We start from the raw sequence: 16,843 nt of genomic DNA, 5'->3' as shown, positions 1-16,843 counted from the left end.
GCCTGACGTGAAGGTCCGCCGTCGGCGAACGCTCGCCGGACGGTGACATGGTCGCGCGCGGACGCGGGGCACGGCATCACCTGAATACGTGACTGAGCCGGCACCCTCACCTGTTCGCGTGATGGCGAGGTGGGTCGGAGGTCCACGTCGGCCGCCCACCGGACGCTCACCGGTTCAGGTGATCCGGCCTTCGTGACCGCAGGCCTCTCACCTCTTCAGGTGAGGGACAGGTTGCCGGGCCCGTCGGAGCATTGGTTACTCCAAGGACAGATCATGCTTGCCGCCCAGGTGAAGGAAGGCATCACATGGCCGACGTCGAACGAGGCAGGGACCCGTCGTGGGCCCCGATCGCGCCGCTCTCCGGCGATCACCTCACGCGGCTGACGGCACTCGGGGCGGAGCTCTCGGCCGCCTCGGGCGACGTCCTCTTCTCGGCGGGCGATCCGTCCTACGACTTCTTCGTCGTCCTTGAAGGGACCGCGGACATCGTCGAACGACTCGGCGCGGCGGACGAGCGCCTGGTCGCATCCTTCGGACCGAGGGAGTTCCTGGGCGAGATCGGGATGCTGACGGGCGAGCGCTCGCGCTTCTACGGTGTGATGCGGACACCGGGCCGACTGCTCCGCGTATCGGTGCACCAGATCCAGCTGCTCGTCGCGCAGGACCCCGAGCTGAGCGAGTACATCCTTCGGACCTTCCTCGAACGCCGGGCGAATCTGCTGCGAAGAGGCGCCGGCCTGACCGTCATCGGTTCCCGCTACGACGAGCGGTGCCGCCGGCTGCTGCAAGCGTTCTCGCTGAGCAGGACGGCTGTCCGCTGGATGGACCTCGAAGAGCACTCGGACGCCGAGGCGCTCCTGCGTGAGCTCCAGGTCCCCGTCTCGGACCTCCCCATCGTCCTGATCCCCGGCCGGCCACTGCTGCGCAATCCCGACCCGGCCGACCTCGCCGCCGAGTTCGGGGAGCCGCCGGGCGCGACCGCCCCCGAGCATGACGTCTGCGATCTGCTGGTCGTGGGCGGCGGCCCGGGCGGTCTGGCGGCAGCGGTGTACGGCGCTTCGGAGGGTCTCGATACGGCTCTCATCGATGCGGCGGCCTTCGGGGGCCAGGCAGGTACGTCGTCGAGGATCGAGAACTACCTCGGTTTCCCCGCCGGTCTCTCCGGCGCCGAGCTGGCCGCCCGCGGGACGATCCAGGCCACGAAGTTCGGGGTCGAGCTCCACCGGAACGCCCGGGCCACGGCCTTCACCAGCCGCGCCGGCCTGCACATGGTCACCTGCGACGACGGGCGGGTCTTCAGGGCTCGCGACGTCATCATCGCCACCGGAGCCGAGTACCGGCGCCTGGCCGTCCCCGGCATCGAGGCGTGGGAGGGCAACGGTGTCTACTACGCCGCCACAGTGACGGAGGCCAAACACTCGCGCGGACGGCCGGTGGCCGTGATCGGCGGCGCGAACTCGGCGGGTCAGGCCGCGATGTTCCTGTCCCGGACCTGCGATCGGGTGCATCTCCTGGTCCGCGGAGCGGACTTGGACCACTCGATGTCCCGCTACCTGATCGACGCGATCGTCTCCAACCCGAGGATCGACGTCCGGGTTCGTACGGAGGCGGTCGGCATCACGGGGGATTCGTCGGTCACGGGGCTCGAGGTCGTCAACCACGCCTCCGGGGAACACTCGGCCTTGGACGTCGGCGCGGTGTTCGTGTTCATCGGCGCGACCCCTTGCACCGGATGGCTCGACGACCAACTGGCCACCGACTCCAAGGGCTTCCTGCTCACCGGGCACGACCTCACCGGCCTTCCGGCGGACATGCGAGCACCGTTCCCCTTCGAGACGAGCATGCCCGGCGTCTTCTGCGTCGGAGACGTACGCAGCGGCAGCGTCAAGCGGGTCGCCGCGGCGGTCGGTGAAGGCTCCGCGGCCGTGCGGCTCGTTTTCGAACGCCGGCGGGCCGACAGGGCGGAAATTCCATGACCGCCGAATCCGCCGGCCGGCGCTCATGGCTGGACACCAACCGCTCCTGGCGGGCACACCGCGACCGCCCGACGCCCTACCGCGCCCACCGCGTACGCGACCTGTCAACTATCTGTCTGGCAATGGAACTTGTGGCCGCCCACTGACATACGGACCGCCGCTCGAGCACGAAGAGCGCTACGCCTACCTGATCCAGGCGAACAGCAAGCTGATGGCCACGCGCACCGCGTCAGGCCTGACCGCCGACGCCGCAGCCCGAGTCATCGCCAAGGCAGTGACGACCCGCAGACCCCGCCCCCGCTACACCGCGGGCCGAGACGCAGCCCTCGTCACCCGCCTGACCCGCCTACTGCCCGACCGCACACTCGACCGCATCCTCGCCGCCAATCTGCGCCGCCACCACGCGAAGTGAGCCGTCGACCGAGGAAGCGCGGCATCAAGCCGCTGAGCGATCAGTTAGTCAGTCACGCCGTACCTGAGTCCGTCCAGGGTCAGGTCGAGGAGGCGTTCGGCCTGTTCGCGCTGTTCGGGCTTGCCTGAGGCGAGGGCGACGCCGGTGAGGGCGGCGAACATGTCGGCCGCACTGATGTCCGACCGGATGGTCCCGGCGGCGGTCGCGGCGTCCAGGAGCGAGGTGAGGGCGGTCATCATCAACTCGCGGCTGTGGGCATAGGGGTTGACGCCGGAGTCGACGACGGCGCGCAGGGCCTCGGCCATACCGAGTTTCGCGGTGGCGTAGTCGATGAAGCGCCCCATCCAGGCACGCAGCGCCTCACGCGGGGGCATGGCCGCCAGGAGGTCGGGGGCGGCGTCGCAGAGCCGGCTCAGTTCATTGCGATAGGCGGCCTCGATCAGCGCCTCGCGGGTCGGGAAGTTCCGGTAGAGGGTGCCGGAGCCGACGCCCGCTTCCTTGGCGATGCGTTCGAGGTGCGCATCCAGCCCCTCCTCGGCGAAGACCCGTACGGCCACGGACAGGATCTTCTCCCGGTTACGCCGCGCGTCGGCCCGCATCGGCCGCCCGGCGTCTGAGGCCCCTGAGGTCCCTGCGGTCATCGAAAAGACTCCTTCCTCGCCGGCATTGCTAAGTGGAGGCATCTCCGGTTACGGTTTTACTGTAAGCGGCGGCGCCTCCACTTAACGAGTGTAGGGCACCCCCCACGGGCACCCACCGCTGCCGTACCCATGGCGCGTGCACACCCACCCAGAGGAGAAAACCCATGAGCCTCCCCCTCGAAGGCAAGGTCGCCGTCATCACCGGCGGAGCGTCCGGCGTCGGCCTGGGAATCGCCCAGGAATTCGTGGACCAGGGCGCCCACGTGGTCATCACCGACCTCCAGCAGAACGCTCTGGACAAGGCAGTCGCCACGATCGGCCCGAACTGCTCCGGCATCGTCGCCGACGTCACCGAGCTCACGGACATGGAAGCGGCGTACCAGCAGGTCATCGCCCGGCACGGGCACCTCGACGCCGTCGTGGCCAACGCCGGAATCGGCGCCCACGCACCACTCGGCGCCATCACCGAGGAGCAGTTCGACCGCACCTTCGGCGTCAACGCCAAGGGCGTCCTGTTCACCGTCCAGCCCGCGATCCCGCTGCTGCCGTCCGGTGGCACCGTCGTCATCATCGGCTCGACCGCGTCCATCCAGCCTCCGGCCGGCATGGGCCTCTACGGCGGCGCCAAGGCCGCGGTGCGCGCGTTCATCCGGTCCTGGATCCAGGACATCAAGGGCTCCGGCATCCGCATGAACGTCCTCAGCCCCGGCGCCGTCGACACCGAGTCCCTGCGCAGCGCCCTCGGCATGGCACAGGGCGCCGACGCCGTGCCCGCCGCAGTCCGGAAGATGGGCGAGGGCAACCCCACCGGCCGCATCGCCGACCCCCGCGAGATGGGCAAGGCCGCGGCCTTCCTCTCCAGCGACGCGTCCAGCTTCATCACCGGAGTCGAGCTGTTCGCCGACGGCGGCATGGCGCAGGTCTGAGGCCCCGCCCCCGTACACCACGGGCCGGGTGAACAGTCGAAGGCGAAGTTCGCGCCCCTGTGGGAGAACTACCAGCGCGAACTCGAGTCGGGCGTCAATGAGATGCAGCAGATCGCCGACTGCCCGAAGAAGACCGCCGACGCCTCAACCGAGAACCGAACGCTGACTAAGCCTTAAGCCTTGATCGGTGCGGCCGCCCTGGCGGCCTGCTCGATCTTCGCGCAGTGGGCTGCACGGGCTTCCTCGTCGATCTGCTTCTCGTGTTCGGGGCGCAGCCCGGTCCGGCCGTCGAGGCCCTCGCGCAGGATGTCGGCGTGCCCGGCATGCCGGACGGACTCGCCGAGGACATGGACCATGACGGCGAACAGGTTCGTGTTGGGACAAGTCTCCGGCCACCACGGCACGTGGCCGGGGGCGTCGAGGGGAAGCTCGTTGATCGTCGCGTCCGAGTGTTCCCACGTGCGCCGGTAGAACCCGATGATCTGGTCGCGGGTCTCGTACTCGGCCGCCCACTGATCGCTGCCGTCGGAGTCCTGCCACCGGGGCAGCGGTTCCGGGGAAGGGCGGTCGAAGACCTCGCCGAAGTATCTGGCCTCGACGGTGGCCACGTGTTTGACCAGGCCGAGGAGGTTGGTCCCGGTCGCTGTCAAAGGTCGGCGGGCGTCGTATTCGGACAAGCCGTCGAGTTTCCAGAGCAGCGCCTCGCGGTCCCGCCGCAGTCTCCCGTGCAGGTTGTCCTTCGCGAAGTCATCGATCATGCGGCATGAGCCTGCCATGGGCTGCTCGCGGTCTCAAGATCCCCATGAACGTCACATCAGGCGGTGTCCGATCCCGCGCGTCGTGCCGATCGTCAGCGCGCTGCCGGCCTCACGCAGCTTGCGGCGCAGCCGGGTCAGGTACTGGTCCAGCGTGTTGTCGCTGACCTGGGCACCCTCGGTCCAGCCGACCGTGATCAGATCGCTGCGACGCACGATGTCCCCGTCGGCGGCCACGAGTCTGGCCAGGACGCGGAACTCCGTGACGGACAGGGCGACGACGGTGCCGTGCACGGTGATGCTGTGGCCGACCGCGTCTAGGACCAGGTCGCCGGCCGCGGTCGCCGGGCCCGATGCCGCGCGCTTGACGAACGCCCGCAGTCGGGCGGCGAGTTCGGCGAGATGAAAGGGCTTGGGCAAGTAGTCGTCGCCGCCTGCCGAAAACCCCGACAGACGGTCGGTGAGGTTCTGCCGGGCCGTCAGGAAGATCACCGGGGCCCGGAAACCGTTGGCGCGCATCGCCTGGCACACGTCCCGGCCGTCCGCGTCGGGCAGACCGATATCCAGGACGGCCGCCGAGATGTCACCAGCGGCCAGCCGCAGAGCCGTGGCACCGTCGGGGGCCAGGACGGGCTCGAAGTCCTCCTCGGACAACCAGCGGCGCAGCACGTCCCGCAGGACGTGATCGTCCTCGACCACCAGAATCTTGTGCCGCACGGTCTACGTCAGTCTCCGGCCTTGTGGGTCGTATCGGGTACTTGGCCGCCTCTGCCGGGGGCGACCTCGATGACGAGCTCGACGTCGACGCGCACCCAGGGCAGAACCGGGGCGAGGCCGCGCACCGTCGCGGCCTCGTGCAGCTGCTCGGGCAGCACCTCGTCGAAGGTGGGCGGCGACCATTGCGCCCCTGATCCCGTGCACCGCGAGAGCGGGATCGGCGGCGACCTCAGGGAAGCCGCCGCCGATCAGGTCCGTCAGCGCATGTCCGTGAGGAGGGTCTTGAGTTCGGCCTCCTGATGGGCCGGCGACTCCGGCGGGTTCGGGTGGTCGATGCCGAAGGTCTTCAGGACCAGGTCCATCTGGGCGTCGAGGAACGTCCAGCCGGTGTTGTCCAGCGGCTGCAACGAGGCCTGGTCGGCATCCCAGAGGTCTCGCAGCGACTGGGTGGCCGCGTGGGCCCCCTTCGCGTTCCCCGACTGTGCGTCCTTGAGCGCGGTCGATGCGAGTGCCTTGAGTGCGTCGACCTTCTTCGGCGGGAACTTCTTCACGGCCTGGCCAGGGGCGAGCTTGACGGTGGAGGTGGCATCGGTCTCCGGCGCCGGTCCGACGTGCGGCTGACCATGGGCCCAGATCAGCAGGGCCGCGGTGGCGGCGGCCAGCACTCCGAAGCCGGCCAACCCGACGCGCTCCTTGCGCAGGTCGCCGGTGACCGGTTCGGCGTGGGCCGCCTCGTAGGTCTCGGTCACATCCGAACGCGTCACGGTCAGGTAGACCACCGTCGCCAGGATCAGGCCGAGGAAGATCAGGCTGGTGGTGAACGTGCCCAGCGCGAGACCGGTCGGCTCGCCCGGCTGAGCGACCTTCGGGGCGGCGAGCCAGTCACCGATGTTGGCGCCCAGCGGGCGGGTCAGGATGTACGCGAGCCAGAACGACAGCACCGGGTTGGCGCCGTACTTCCGCAGCACCGTGATCGCCGCGATGAGGCCGAGCGGCAGCAGCACCGAGACGCCCGGGCTCCAGCCGGTCAGCTCCAGGGTCCAGTCGCCGGTCGCGGTGCCGAGCGCGAAGGTGACCAGGACGGTCAGCCAGTAGAACGACTCACGCGGGAGCGTGGTGACCGCGTGGATCGACAGCGTGCGCTCACGCAGCCACCACACGCCGAAGACCACGGCGAGCAGCACCGAGAAGACCGCGGAACTGATCCACAGCGGCACGTTGAGCTGGTCGGTCAGGATGTCGGTGTACAGCGTGCCCGTGACACTGACAACGACCACGGTCAGCCAGTACGGGAACGGGACGTACCGCTTCAGCCGCAGCTGGACGGCCAGGACCACCACGAACACCGCCGTGAAGATCCATGCCGTGTTCACCAGGCCGACGCCCAGCTTCATGTTGATCCAGTCGGCGAAGCTCTCACCGACGGTCGTGCACAAGATCTTGATCACCCAGAACCAGATGGTGACCTCGGGGACCTTGTTGAGCATGAGCCGCCCGCTGCGTGGGGGTGCTTCCGTTGTCGTTGTCATGCAGTGAGGTTTACGCAGGGAACCTGCACACAACCTGACTACGCGATCGCCTCCGGCGTGGGGAAGGTCACCTCGACGCGACCGTGACCATCCGCGACCGCACGGACGGCCACACCCGCGGACGCGGCGAGACGCTTCACCACGGCCAGCCCAAGGCCGTGCCCGTCGCCGCTGGTCACGCCCGCTTCGAAGACCCGGTCGACCTCCGCCGGATCGAACCCCGGGCCATCGTCGAGGACATCGATCACGGCGCCTTGCGGCTCGACGCGGGCGGTGACCCGGACGCGCGAGTTCGCGTGCCGCAGGGCGTTCTCCAGCAGGGGTGACAACACAGCCACGACGAGCTCGCCTGCCACGGCGACGTCGACGTCGGCCGGGACGGCGAGTTCGATGGAGCGCCCGGCGATCGCCTGCCGCGCCGCCGCCCTGAGATCGCAGCGGGTACCGCCGTCGATCCGCGTCCGGGCGGCACCCAGAATCGTGGTGATCGCCGTGTTCAGGCGGTCGACCTCGGTCAGAACAGCCTCCGGTGCCACCTGGTGACCGGAGAGTTGCGCCAACTGTGCCTCGCCCCGCAGGGCCGTCAAAGGCGTCCGCAGCTCGTGGGCGATCTCATCGGTGAGCCGGCGTTCGTCCGCGAGCGCGTTGTCCACACGGTCAAGCAGGCGGTCGAGAGTTCGCCCGAGCTCTCCGAACTCGTCGCGAGGAACGCCGAGGTCGAATCGGCGGCCGGGTTCGTGATGGCCCCAGTCGTCGGCGAGAGCGGCCATTTCGTGAACCACCCGCAACGCACGCCCCACCACGATGCGTGCGACGACGCCCGCGAGCAGGATCGAGATGCCGCCCAGAATGAGCGACATCGCCAGGCTGCGCTGCTCAGACGTCTCGTACGGCGTCAGATCCACCCTCACGACCGCCACGACGTGGTGGCCTTCGAGCGGGATCGGCTGGGCGTGCAGAAGGTAATTGCCGACCGTGGTGGACTGGGACCGCCCGGAGTCGGCAAGCGCCTCGACGCGGTCACGGACGCCGCCCGGCACGAGCCCGTCGACGAGGTGACCGTCGGCATACACCCACGCGACCGTGTCCAGCGCCTCGTTGCCGCCCTCGATCAGCGCGACGTGGCCCTTGCGTACGGTCACGTTCGCCGCCACCGCCTCCGCACGCGAATGCGCCAGAGTGTTCGCGTCAGCGTCGATCACCTGGCTGAGCAGCACGTGGGAGACCACCACCAGCACGGCGACCACCGCTGTCGCGATCAGCACCGCAAGCGCGACGACCCTCCCGCGGAAGCCCGTCACTCCCATCGGTAGCCCACCCCACGGACCGTGGCCAGGCGATCGGCCACGCCCAGCGCACCGAGCTTGGTCCGCAGCCGGCGGACGTAGGAGTCAAGGGTGTTGTCGCTGACCTGTGCGCCGTGCGGCCACCCGGCGGCGACGAGGGCGTGGCGGCGTACGGCGTCGCCCTGCGAGGAGATGAGCCTGCCCAGCAGCCGAAACTCGGTCGGGGTCAGGCTCTCGCTCGTCGAACCGTGGATCACGACATGTTTCGCCGGATCGAGAAGGACGCCTCTCGGCGGGGTCGTCGCGGTGGTTCTGCGCAGCAGGGCGCGGACCCTCACCAGCAATTCAGGTATGTCGAACGGTTTCGTCATGTAGTCGTCGGCTCCGGCCTCGAAGCCGCCCACCTTGTGATGCATGCCGTCCAGAGCGGTGAGCATCAGCACCGGGGCATCCACGCCACGTGCCCGCAGCGCCAGGCAGACATCGCGGCCGTCCGCGTCCGGGAGCCCCAGATCCAGGACGACCAGGTGAGGGACGGGCTCAAGGTGCCGCAGCAGGCTGTCCGCCGTGGGCGCGACCGCGATCGTATGGCCGTCGTGCTCGAGGGCGCGCTTGAGGACGTCGCGAACCGCCGCGTCGTCTTCGCACACCATGATAAAAGCCACGCGCTGACCCTAGGCACTCCGGCGAGAGTTCTCCATTCGCGCTGGTCAGAGCCCTGACAGGCGGCGAGAACCGTACTCACACGAACGTCTCAGAGGGCTTCACACCGCGGAGTTCCGCGAGGTTGGCCCGGGTCGGTCTCATGGACCTCGGCCTGGAGCGCGTGGGCGCGCAGGGCGAACCGTGTCCGTCACCGAACCCCCGGAACACCCGTCCGCCACGGCAGGGACAGACGAAAGCTGAGCCGAGCGGGCGACAGGACCCCGGCCTCCTCCGCAGCTCGTCATCCCATGTCGTCGCTTGCCAGGCGCAGCGCCAGTTCCTGGAGGACGGCATCGGTGTGCGGCTCGGCGCCCGTTTCATCGTAGGCGTCCGCGACCGCCCCGAAGGCGGTGATGAATCCGCTGATCAGAGCGCTCATCGGCTCGGCTGCCTGGCGCAGTACGGCCATACCGACCTCTTGTGTCGAGGCCCCGACAGGGACCTCGAACTGATCGGGGATGACCTCCCCGAGGAGTTCCGAGACGAAGTTCTCCGAGTCACCCGCGCGCAGAGCCGTGAGAGCGGCGATGGCCTTGAGCTTGATCTCGTTCTCGGTCATGTTCCGAGGATCCCCGGCCATGGCCGTCCCGGCATGCGCGAGGCAGGCTGGGCTCCAAGGATGGAGGTGTCCGGACTTCACGGCGAACCGAGGGAGGCCCGTGATGGATGCCTCGATTCCGGAGACGATGGCGGCCTGGGTCGTCTCCGCCGACCGCCCGGGCGGCCTGGAGCGCGCGGAACTGCCCGTACCGGTCCCGGCGCCGGGCGAGCTGCTGGTCCGCGTGCGGGCCTGCGGGGTATGCCGTACCGATCTGCACGTCCGCGACCACGACCTGCTGCCGCACCGCGACCGGGTCGTGCCCGGCCACGAGGCCGTCGGTGACGTCGTGGCCACGGGCAGTGGGGTCACTGGATTTGAAGTCGGTGCTCTGATCGGCATCCCGTGGCTGCGCGGTACGTGCGGGGCCTGCCCGTACTGCACGCGCGGCCGGGAGAACCTGTGCCTCTCATCGGTCCACACCGGCTGGGACGCGGACGGAGGCTATGCCGAGTACGCGACCGTCCCCGCGGACTACGCGTACGAGATGCCCGCCGGGTACTCCGCCGAGGAGCTGGCGCCGCTGCTCTGCGCCGGGATCATCGGCTACCGGGCGCTGCGCCGGGCGGACCTCCCCACCGGCGGCCGGCTCGGCATCTACGGGTTCGGCGCCTCCGGCCACCTCACCGCACAGCTCGCCCTCGCCCAGGGCGCCACCGTCCACGTCCTCACCCGCTCCCCCGCCGCCCAGGCCCTCGCCCGCGAACTCGGCGCCGCCTCGGCACGCGACGCCCGGACGGGACCGCCCGAACCACTGGACTCCGCCATCCTCTTCGCCCCTGAGGGCGCCCTCGTCCTGGTGGCCCTCGAAGCACTGGCCAGCGGCGGAACGCTCGCCATCGCGGGCATCCACCTCTCCGACATCCCGCCGCTGGACTACCAGAGGCACCTCTTCCGCGAACGGACCGTCCGCAGCGTCACCGCCAACACCCGCGAGGACGGCCGCGCCTTCCTCTCCGCCGCCGCCGAGCACCGGCCGCGACCGACCCTCTCCCCCTACGACTTCGCCCACGCCGACACGGCCCTGGACGACCTCGCCGCCGACCGCGTCCACGGCGTGGCCGTGCTCCGCATGCCCGGCGGGCCGTAAGGGATCGGTGATGCATGGAGGCCAACGGTCTCCCGGCGATTGCGGGGAGCTGCCTTGGCTACCCGGTGAAAAGTGAGCCCTGCGGTGGGAGCCCCATGACGTCACCGCGTCGTGCGCGTGAACCAGAGCAAGGAGCGCCTCTCATGCGGCTGCATTTTCTCTACTCGCTGTATGCCAGACCCGGCCCGTACGCCTCCGTCTACGTGGACACCTCCCGGGACATCGATGACCCGGACAGGGCGATCGAGCTGCGCAGGCGCCATACCCGCTCGGACCTGATCGCGCTCGGCGCCGACCCGGCCACCGCCGACGCCTCCGCCGACGCCGTCGGGACCGACGCCGACGTGCCCGGCTGGCACGGCCAGGCACTGTTCGCCACCCACGGCGAACTGGTCCTCACCGAGGAGCTGCTCCAGCCTCCTCCCGTCGACAAGGCGAAGTACACCGCGCTTCCCGATGCCATGCCCCTGGCACTGCAGCATGCCCCCGACATCCCCTACGCGGCCGTTGTCCTCACTCGCGTCGGAGCAAGGGACGGCGACAGCGCGCCCGGAGATGTGCAGGTGGAGCTGCAGACCGGACGCTGGCCGAGCAGTGCGGTCGCCCCGCGGGCCCTGACCGACTTGCGCATGCCCATCCACAGCTGGCACGAGGAGGCCGGGCGGCTCGCCGACGAGCTGGCCCACCTCGTCGACCTCGGCCACGCCGACACTCTCGTGGTCTGCGGCGACACCTGGGCCCGGGGCGTCCTGGTCAACCGCCTGCCCGCCCCGCTCCGCAGCCGCGTAGCCGTTGTCCCCGGTGACGGAGAGGACGCGGAGAGCGGCCGCGCCCTGCTCGAGCGGCAACTTGCCGCTCTCTTCCGCGGCCGTCTCTCCGCCCACGACCGCGACCGGCTGGAAAGCTTTGCCGCCCAGCGCGCTCGCAACCGCGCCGGCGAGGGCCTGCCCGCCACCGTTGCGGCCCTGCAACGCGGACAGGCCGATGCCGTTGTCGTCGACCACCCATTCGAGGAGTGGCCCCCCATCTGGCTCGGCACCGACCCCGACCAGATCGCCCTGTCTCCCACCGAGCTGCAAACCTTCGGCGTCGCCGGCTACGAGAGACAGCCCGCCGACGCCGCGCTGCTCTATGCCGCCGTCACCACCGGTGCGGAACTGATCGTCGTCCCCCGCGAAGAGACACCCCTGGAGGACGGCATCGGCGCGCTCCTGCGCTACTGACCGCACGGCCTGCCGCGTGAGCCCATGCAGTTTCCAGGGCACGCGGACGTGCTCGGCACGCATGAACAGGGTGTCGTCTGTCTACTCGGGAATCATGGCTCGGTCCAACGACGAGGTGGCCGCGCTGTTCCACGAATACGCGGACCTGATCTCGATCAATGGCGGAGACGCGTACAAGTCACGTGTCTACGAAAAGGCTGCCCGGTCGATCGGCGGCTACCACGCCGATGTGTCCACCCTTGACGTCAAGGGCCTCCAGGAGATCCCCAACGTCGGCAGGTCCATCGCCGAGAAGATCCTCGAGTACTTCCGCAGCGGCAGCGTGTCCGCCGTCGAGGAGCTGAGGGCGAAGATCCCCACCGGGGTCCGCCGGCTGACCGCCATCCCCACGCTCGGCCCGAAGAAGGCCTGCGCCCTGCACGAGGAACTGGGCATCTCCTCCGTCGAGGAACTCGCCGACGCCATCCACGACGAACGGCTGCGCGACCTGAAGGGTTTCGGGCCGAAGACGGAGGAGAACATCCTCCACGGCATCGAACTCCTGCAGTCCTCCGGAGAACGGGCCCTGCTCGACGTCGCCATGGACCTCGCCGACGACATCGTCACCGAGCTGTCCCGGGCGACCGGCTGTCAGCGCTGCACCTACGCCGGTTCACTGCGCCGCTTCCGCGAGACGATCGGCGACATCGACGTCCTCGCCGCGGCTGACAGGTCGGCGCCCGTGATGCGGGCTTTCACCGAGTTGCCGTACGTCTCGGAGGTCATCGCGCACGGCGAGAAGAAGACGTCCATCCGCACCACCAAGGGCCTGTCCGTCGACCTGCGTGTCGTACCGCCGGACTCCTGGGGCGCGGCACTGCAGTACTTCACCGGCTCCAAGGCGCACAACATCCGTACCCGGGAGCTGGCCGTCCACCAGAAGCTCAAGCTCTCCGAGTACGGGCTCTTCGACGCCGAGAGCGGCAAGAAGATCGCCTCCGAGACCGAGGAGGACGTCTACGCCCGGCTCGGCCTGCCCTGGATCCCGCCCACCCTGCGCGAGGACCGCGGCGAGATCGAGGCCGGACTGCACGACGAACTGCCCGACCTGGTCCAGGAGACGGACATCCGGGGCGATCTCCACACCCACACCGACCTCACCGACGGCCTGGCCCCGCTGGAAGAGATGGTCGCCGCGGCCGCCGAGCGCGGCTACGCCTACTACGCAGTCACTGATCACGGCCCGAACCTGTACATGCAGCGGATGACCGATGAACGCATCCTGGCCCAGCGCGACCGCGTCCGGGAACTCGACGGCGAGCACACAACGCGTGGCCGGCGGGGCGGAATGCGACTCCTGCACGGCGCTGAGCTGAACATCGGCCCTGACGGCACCGTCGACTGGCCCGAGGAGTTCCTGGCCGGCTTCGACCTGTGCGTGGCCTCGGTGCACTCACACTTCAACCAGGGAAGCGAGGCACTGACCCGGCGGATCGTCCGGGCCTGCGAGAACCCCTGTGTCAACATCATCGGCCATCCCACCACCCGGCTCATCGGCAAGCGGCCGCCCATCGACGCCGACCTCGAAGAGATCTTCGCCGCGTGTGCGCGCACCGGCACCGCCCTGGAGATCAACGCCCACCCCGACCGGCTGGATCTGCGCGACGAGGACATTCTGCGAGCCAAGAGGCACGGCGTGAAGTTCTCCGTCGACAGCGACGCCCATGCCACCGTCCACCTGGCCAACATGCGGTACGGCGTGGGCACGGCACAGCGCGGCTGGCTCACCAGGGACGACGTGATCAACACCTGGCCGGAGACCCGCCTGCGGAGCTTCTTGCTCAAGGGAAGGACCGCTCGCAGGTCCCGCGGCTGACCGAACCGAACAGAGTCCCGACGAGACGATCGTGCGGCAGTCGCGCAATGCGTTCCCCTTCCCTGGGCGTTCCGGTACCCCAAGCAGCAGCAAAAGGGATGAGCCTGAACAGTTGGCGGCATATCATCCACACGGGCGGGCCAGGACTGCCAGATCAGACTGAAGGGCAGCGCCAGTGACAGGCACTGACGGTCGTGGCGATCGCGACTCCGGCGCCCGGGACGTGCGTACGCGGATCACCGTCTTTGTCGCTCTCGCGGCCAACCTCGTGATCGCCGCGGCCAAAGCGGTTGCCGGTCTCTTCGCCGGGTCCCCCGCGCTGCTGTCGGAGGCGGCCCACTCGGTCGCGGACTGCCTGAACGAGGTGTTCCTCCTCATCGCCGTGCGCCGCAGCAAGCTCCCCGCCGACGAGCGGCACCCGTTCGGCTACGGCAAGGAGCGCTATTTCTGGGCCTTGCTGGCCGCGGTGGGGATCTTCGTCATGGGCGGCTGCTTCTCGTTCTATCAGGGCGTTCAGGCCATACGAACGGACCGGCAAGAATCGCTGAACGGCTACCTGGCGGGGCTGGCGGTGCTCGGAGTTGCGCTGCTGGCCGACGGCGCCTCCCTGGTCCGCGCCCTCTACCAGGCGCGCCGGCACCGGGAGGGCGCGTCCGACCCGGCGCTGCGCACGGTGATCGCGGAGGACGCGACAGCCGTGGCGGGTGTTCTCCTCGCGGCGGCCGGCATCGGGCTCCACCTGGCGACCGGGCAGGTGGTCTGGGAGGCCGGCGCCTCCATGGGAATCGGGCTGCTGCTGGTGTGCGTGGCCTATCGGCTCGCATGGGAGGCGCGCGACCGGCTGATCGGCGAGGCCGTCGACACGCGTCTGCGCGACCGGATCGGTGACTTCCTCGCGTCCCAGGACGAGGTCGACCAGGTCGCGGCGTTACTGACGATGAAGCTGGGACTGGACTCCGTACTCGTCGCCGCCCGCGTCGACTTGGCACCCGGCCTGGACAGCGAGGAGGTCGAACTGGTCTGCGTCCGGCTCAAACGGCGGATCAGCGACCAGTGGCCGCAGGCCGAGTATGTGTTCCTGGACATCACCGAGGCGCCCGGCCCCGAGGAGGACCGGCGCTCATCGGCGCCCACCGCCTCCGTCCTGGGCGGCCGGCTCTCCCGCCTCCTGCGGCGCGGACGACGTCCTCCAGGTCCATGGATCCGCTGATCTCCAGCTGCCGTGACCGGCCGGGCACGATGTCCTCCGGCTCACCGGGCTCGACGAGCACGTACGCGTCGCCGGCGTCGAAGCCCTTGACCATCTCGGACCATCTCGTCCAGCGGCACCTCCTCCGGTGCGTTCGTCGACACGCTTGTTGCGGACACCGAAGGTCAGAGCTCCGTTCCATACCGTGCGTGCCATGGCGGGGCAGCCTCGTCACCAGTAGTGCCGGCGGCCGCGCACAGCATGGCCGAACGCGCCGAGGGTCCAGAGGACGAGTCCGATGATCAGCAGAAGGATTCCTATCGACCACAGGATGCTGATGCCGGTGACGTATCCGACGACCAGCAGGATGATCCCGAGAATGATCACGATGGCCTCCAGGTCAGTCGACGCCTCACGGATACCCCTCCGCGAAGCGGCGACTCGGCCGGGCGCCCACCTGGCCCGGCCGGTCCTCGGCGCCGTCGTCACCGGCCGAGGGACTGCTTGAGCTCCTCCTTGTTCATCGAGGACCGGCCATGGATGTTGCGACGCTGGGCCTCGGCGTACAACTGGTCGTACGTGGGCCCCTCGGCGCCGCTGTGGGAGCGCTGACCACCGCGCTTCGACGACGGCATGTCCTGAGTGGAGGACTTGCTAGCGGTCCTGGACTCGCCCGAGCGGGCGCGTTCCTTGTTGACCGTGCGCGCTGCGATCTCCTTCGCGCGCTCGGTACTCTCCCCACGAGCTTCGGCACTCTCCTTGATGTGCTCGTACTGGCGTTCCCGTTTCGAGCTCGAGCCGCGTGGCATGGCCACTCCTTCCGGCTAATCCGGTGGTTCCTGTTGCTCAGGTCCAACACCCAAGCGCGGGGCCTGGATTGGTGGCGGTGAGCGCGACGGTTCCATGACCGGTGGGCGGGGTTCGGTGTCAGAGGGATCGGGCTGCTGCGGCGTCGCGGAGGAGTCCGGCGAAGGTCAGGGCGGCGGGGGTGAGCGAGTGGTCGGCCATGTGAACCAGGAGGATGCGTCGGACGGGGGCCGGCGGCTGGAGGGGCAGGACGTCGACGCCGGGTCGAATGCCCTCCAGGGCCAGAGTGGGGGCGAGGGCGACGCCGATACCGGCGGCGACCATGGCCTGGGCTTCCTGATAGTCGTGCGCCTCGTAGGCGATGTGCGGCTCGAAGCCGACCGCGCGGCAGCCGCGGACGAGGGCTTCGGCCACCGGGTGACGTTCGGCGCGGGTGATCCAGGGGTCGTCCGCGAAGTCGGCGAGTGAGGCGGCGTCACGGCCGGCGAGTGGATGGTGGTCGCTGACGAGAAGGGCCGGCGGATCATCGAGGAGGGGGGTGACGACGATGTCCTCCCGGTCGATTCGGCTCCAGTCGTAGTCCCACATCAGCGACATCTCGATCTCCCGGTTCTCCAGCATGGTCCAGAGTCCGGCGATACGGGCGCTGCGGACGGTCAGCCGCACGTCGGGGTGGGCGTCCCGGAAGGCGATCACGGCCTGCGGGAGGAGCGAGGCGCCGACGGTGGGGAAGGTGCCGATGCGCAGCGTGCCCGCGCGCAGCCCGGCGAAGTCGGCGAGTTCGTTATCCGCGGCCCGCAGTTCGCGTTCGATCCGTTCCCCTCGTTCGGCCAGCGCCCGGCCGGCGTCGGTGACCGTGACGCCCCGGGCGTGGCGTTCGAGGAGGGGCTGTCCTGCCTCCACTTCCAGGCGGCTGATCTGCTGAGACACCGCTGAGGGCGTGTAGTTGAGGGCGCGGGCGGTAGCTGTCACCGAGCCGCGCCGGGCGACCTCGGTGAACAGCAAAATGCGCCGGACGTCCAGCATGCCGCTACCTCCAGCGTTCACTTCAGCTTAATGGCCATGCAGATTTCCGAGATTGTACTTCACGCTGCCGTAACCCACCGTGGAGGACACCACGCACGGCGAGACCGT

18 protein-coding genes are annotated in these 16,843 nt (G+C 69.4%); 7 read left to right on the top strand and 11 right to left on the bottom strand.

What is annotated here, in order from left to right; genetic code table 11:
• The first annotated feature begins 305 nt into the window (after nt 1-305).
• Both EOT10_RS33865 and EOT10_RS33860 read left to right on the top strand, forming a co-directional pair.
• On the top strand, nt 306-1,976 hold the full coding sequence (locus EOT10_RS33865; protein WP_127832200.1) for an FAD-dependent oxidoreductase: 1,671 nt from the start codon (nt 306-308) through the stop codon (nt 1,974-1,976).
• 211 nt (nt 1,977-2,187) lie between these two features.
• Nucleotides 2,188-2,388 carry a hypothetical protein gene (locus EOT10_RS33860; RefSeq protein ID WP_189492398.1) on the top strand — a complete coding sequence of 67 codons (201 nt, stop codon included), beginning with the start codon at nt 2,188-2,190 and terminating at the stop codon, nt 2,386-2,388.
• A 44-nt stretch (nt 2,389-2,432) separates the two neighbouring features.
• On the opposite strand, the gene EOT10_RS33855 is transcribed toward EOT10_RS33860, so the two are convergent.
• Nucleotides 2,433-3,029 (bottom strand): TetR/AcrR family transcriptional regulator, encoded by a 597-nt coding sequence (locus EOT10_RS33855; RefSeq protein WP_127832199.1) that lies wholly within the window; start codon nt 3,027-3,029, stop codon nt 2,433-2,435.
• 164 nt (nt 3,030-3,193) lie between these two features.
• Here EOT10_RS33855 and EOT10_RS33850 point away from each other — a divergent pair, with 164 nt between their 5' ends.
• On the top strand, nt 3,194-3,955 hold the full coding sequence (locus EOT10_RS33850; protein WP_127832198.1) for an SDR family NAD(P)-dependent oxidoreductase: 762 nt from the start codon (nt 3,194-3,196) through the stop codon (nt 3,953-3,955).
• 173 nt (nt 3,956-4,128) lie between these two features.
• Here the strand turns inward: EOT10_RS33850 and EOT10_RS33845 are convergent, their stop codons facing one another.
• The 7 genes from EOT10_RS33845 to EOT10_RS33820 form a co-directional block, all read right to left on the bottom strand.
• Nucleotides 4,129-4,713: a DinB family protein gene (locus EOT10_RS33845; RefSeq protein ID WP_127832197.1), complete on the bottom strand. Its 585-nt coding sequence runs from the start codon at nt 4,711-4,713 to the stop codon at nt 4,129-4,131.
• A 51-nt stretch (nt 4,714-4,764) separates the two neighbouring features.
• A complete protein-coding gene (locus tag EOT10_RS33840) occupies nt 4,765-5,427 on the bottom strand; it encodes a response regulator transcription factor (RefSeq protein WP_127832196.1) in 663 nt (220 codons plus the stop codon).
• A gap of 8 nt (nt 5,428-5,435) precedes the next feature.
• Nucleotides 5,436-5,585, bottom strand: coding sequence for a hypothetical protein (locus EOT10_RS41485; protein WP_189492396.1), 150 nt, complete (start codon nt 5,583-5,585; stop codon nt 5,436-5,438).
• Nucleotides 5,586-5,684: 99 nt separating this feature from the next.
• Nucleotides 5,685-6,956, bottom strand: coding sequence for a COG4705 family protein (locus EOT10_RS33835; RefSeq protein WP_127832195.1), 1,272 nt, complete (start codon nt 6,954-6,956; stop codon nt 5,685-5,687).
• Nucleotides 6,957-6,994: 38 nt separating this feature from the next.
• Nucleotides 6,995-8,263, bottom strand: coding sequence for a sensor histidine kinase (locus tag EOT10_RS33830; RefSeq protein ID WP_127832194.1), 1,269 nt, complete (start codon nt 8,261-8,263; stop codon nt 6,995-6,997).
• Complete coding sequence (locus EOT10_RS33825; protein ID WP_127832193.1) at nt 8,254-8,907, bottom strand: response regulator transcription factor; 654 nt, start codon at nt 8,905-8,907, stop codon at nt 8,254-8,256. The genes EOT10_RS33830 and EOT10_RS33825 overlap by 10 nt, the downstream gene beginning before the upstream one ends.
• 281 nt (nt 8,908-9,188) lie before the next feature.
• Nucleotides 9,189-9,506, bottom strand: coding sequence for a hypothetical protein (locus tag EOT10_RS33820; protein WP_127832192.1), 318 nt, complete (start codon nt 9,504-9,506; stop codon nt 9,189-9,191).
• A gap of 127 nt (nt 9,507-9,633) precedes the next feature.
• Here EOT10_RS33820 and EOT10_RS33815 point away from each other — a divergent pair, with 127 nt between their 5' ends.
• From EOT10_RS33815 to EOT10_RS33800, 4 genes are all read left to right on the top strand, one after another.
• On the top strand, nt 9,634-10,635 hold the full coding sequence (locus EOT10_RS33815; RefSeq protein WP_189492410.1) for a zinc-dependent alcohol dehydrogenase family protein: 1,002 nt from the start codon (nt 9,634-9,636) through the stop codon (nt 10,633-10,635).
• A 143-nt stretch (nt 10,636-10,778) separates the two neighbouring features.
• A complete protein-coding gene (locus EOT10_RS33810) occupies nt 10,779-11,858 on the top strand; it encodes a baeRF2 domain-containing protein (RefSeq protein ID WP_127832190.1) in 1,080 nt (359 codons plus the stop codon).
• 94 nt (nt 11,859-11,952) lie between these two features.
• Nucleotides 11,953-13,713: a DNA polymerase/3'-5' exonuclease PolX gene (gene polX / locus EOT10_RS33805; protein ID WP_127832189.1), complete on the top strand. Its 1,761-nt coding sequence runs from the start codon at nt 11,953-11,955 to the stop codon at nt 13,711-13,713.
• A gap of 175 nt (nt 13,714-13,888) precedes the next feature.
• A complete protein-coding gene (locus tag EOT10_RS33800) occupies nt 13,889-14,923 on the top strand; it encodes a cation diffusion facilitator family transporter (protein ID WP_223281355.1) in 1,035 nt (344 codons plus the stop codon).
• Nucleotides 14,924-15,133: 210 nt separating this feature from the next.
• Here EOT10_RS33800 and EOT10_RS41480 read toward each other — a convergent pair whose 3' ends face one another.
• The 3 genes from EOT10_RS41480 to EOT10_RS33790 form a co-directional block, all read right to left on the bottom strand.
• The gene (locus EOT10_RS41480; protein ID WP_189492393.1) at nt 15,134-15,289 is read right to left on the bottom strand and encodes a DUF6131 family protein; all 156 of its coding nucleotides are present in this window, start codon (nt 15,287-15,289) and stop codon (nt 15,134-15,136) included.
• A 98-nt stretch (nt 15,290-15,387) separates the two neighbouring features.
• Nucleotides 15,388-15,711, bottom strand: coding sequence for a plasmid stabilization protein (locus tag EOT10_RS33795; protein ID WP_127832188.1), 324 nt, complete (start codon nt 15,709-15,711; stop codon nt 15,388-15,390).
• 118 nt (nt 15,712-15,829) lie between these two features.
• Entirely contained in the window at nt 15,830-16,735 is a 906-nt protein-coding gene (locus tag EOT10_RS33790; protein WP_127832187.1) for a LysR family transcriptional regulator, read from the bottom strand.
• Nucleotides 16,736-16,843: the final 108 nt, after the last annotated feature.

The sequence above is a fragment of the Streptomyces antnestii genome (assembly GCF_004005495.1).
GTDB lineage: Bacteria > Actinomycetota > Actinomycetes > Streptomycetales > Streptomycetaceae > Streptomyces > Streptomyces antnestii.
This window is presented reverse-complemented; position numbering and strand designations above follow the sequence as displayed.

Coding starts and splice junctions, on each gene's coding strand:
- polX (WP_127832189.1), top strand. CDS start 11,953: ATGGCTCGGTCCAACGACGAGGTGGCCGCGCTGTTCCACGAATACGCG.
- EOT10_RS33810 (WP_127832190.1), top strand. CDS start 10,779: ATGCGGCTGCATTTTCTCTACTCGCTGTATGCCAGACCCGGCCCGTAC.
- EOT10_RS33795 (WP_127832188.1), bottom strand. CDS start 15,711: ATGCCACGCGGCTCGAGCTCGAAACGGGAACGCCAGTACGAGCACATC.
- EOT10_RS33860 (WP_189492398.1), top strand. CDS start 2,188: ATGGCCACGCGCACCGCGTCAGGCCTGACCGCCGACGCCGCAGCCCGA.
- EOT10_RS33790 (WP_127832187.1), bottom strand. CDS start 16,735: ATGCTGGACGTCCGGCGCATTTTGCTGTTCACCGAGGTCGCCCGGCGC.
- EOT10_RS33865 (WP_127832200.1), top strand. CDS start 306: ATGGCCGACGTCGAACGAGGCAGGGACCCGTCGTGGGCCCCGATCGCG.
- EOT10_RS33855 (WP_127832199.1), bottom strand. CDS start 3,029: ATGACCGCAGGGACCTCAGGGGCCTCAGACGCCGGGCGGCCGATGCGG.
- EOT10_RS33815 (WP_189492410.1), top strand. CDS start 9,634: ATGGCGGCCTGGGTCGTCTCCGCCGACCGCCCGGGCGGCCTGGAGCGC.
- EOT10_RS33820 (WP_127832192.1), bottom strand. CDS start 9,506: ATGACCGAGAACGAGATCAAGCTCAAGGCCATCGCCGCTCTCACGGCT.
- EOT10_RS33850 (WP_127832198.1), top strand. CDS start 3,194: ATGAGCCTCCCCCTCGAAGGCAAGGTCGCCGTCATCACCGGCGGAGCG.
- EOT10_RS33835 (WP_127832195.1), bottom strand. CDS start 6,956: ATGACAACGACAACGGAAGCACCCCCACGCAGCGGGCGGCTCATGCTC.
- EOT10_RS33845 (WP_127832197.1), bottom strand. CDS start 4,713: ATGATCGATGACTTCGCGAAGGACAACCTGCACGGGAGACTGCGGCGG.
- EOT10_RS33830 (WP_127832194.1), bottom strand. CDS start 8,263: ATGGGAGTGACGGGCTTCCGCGGGAGGGTCGTCGCGCTTGCGGTGCTG.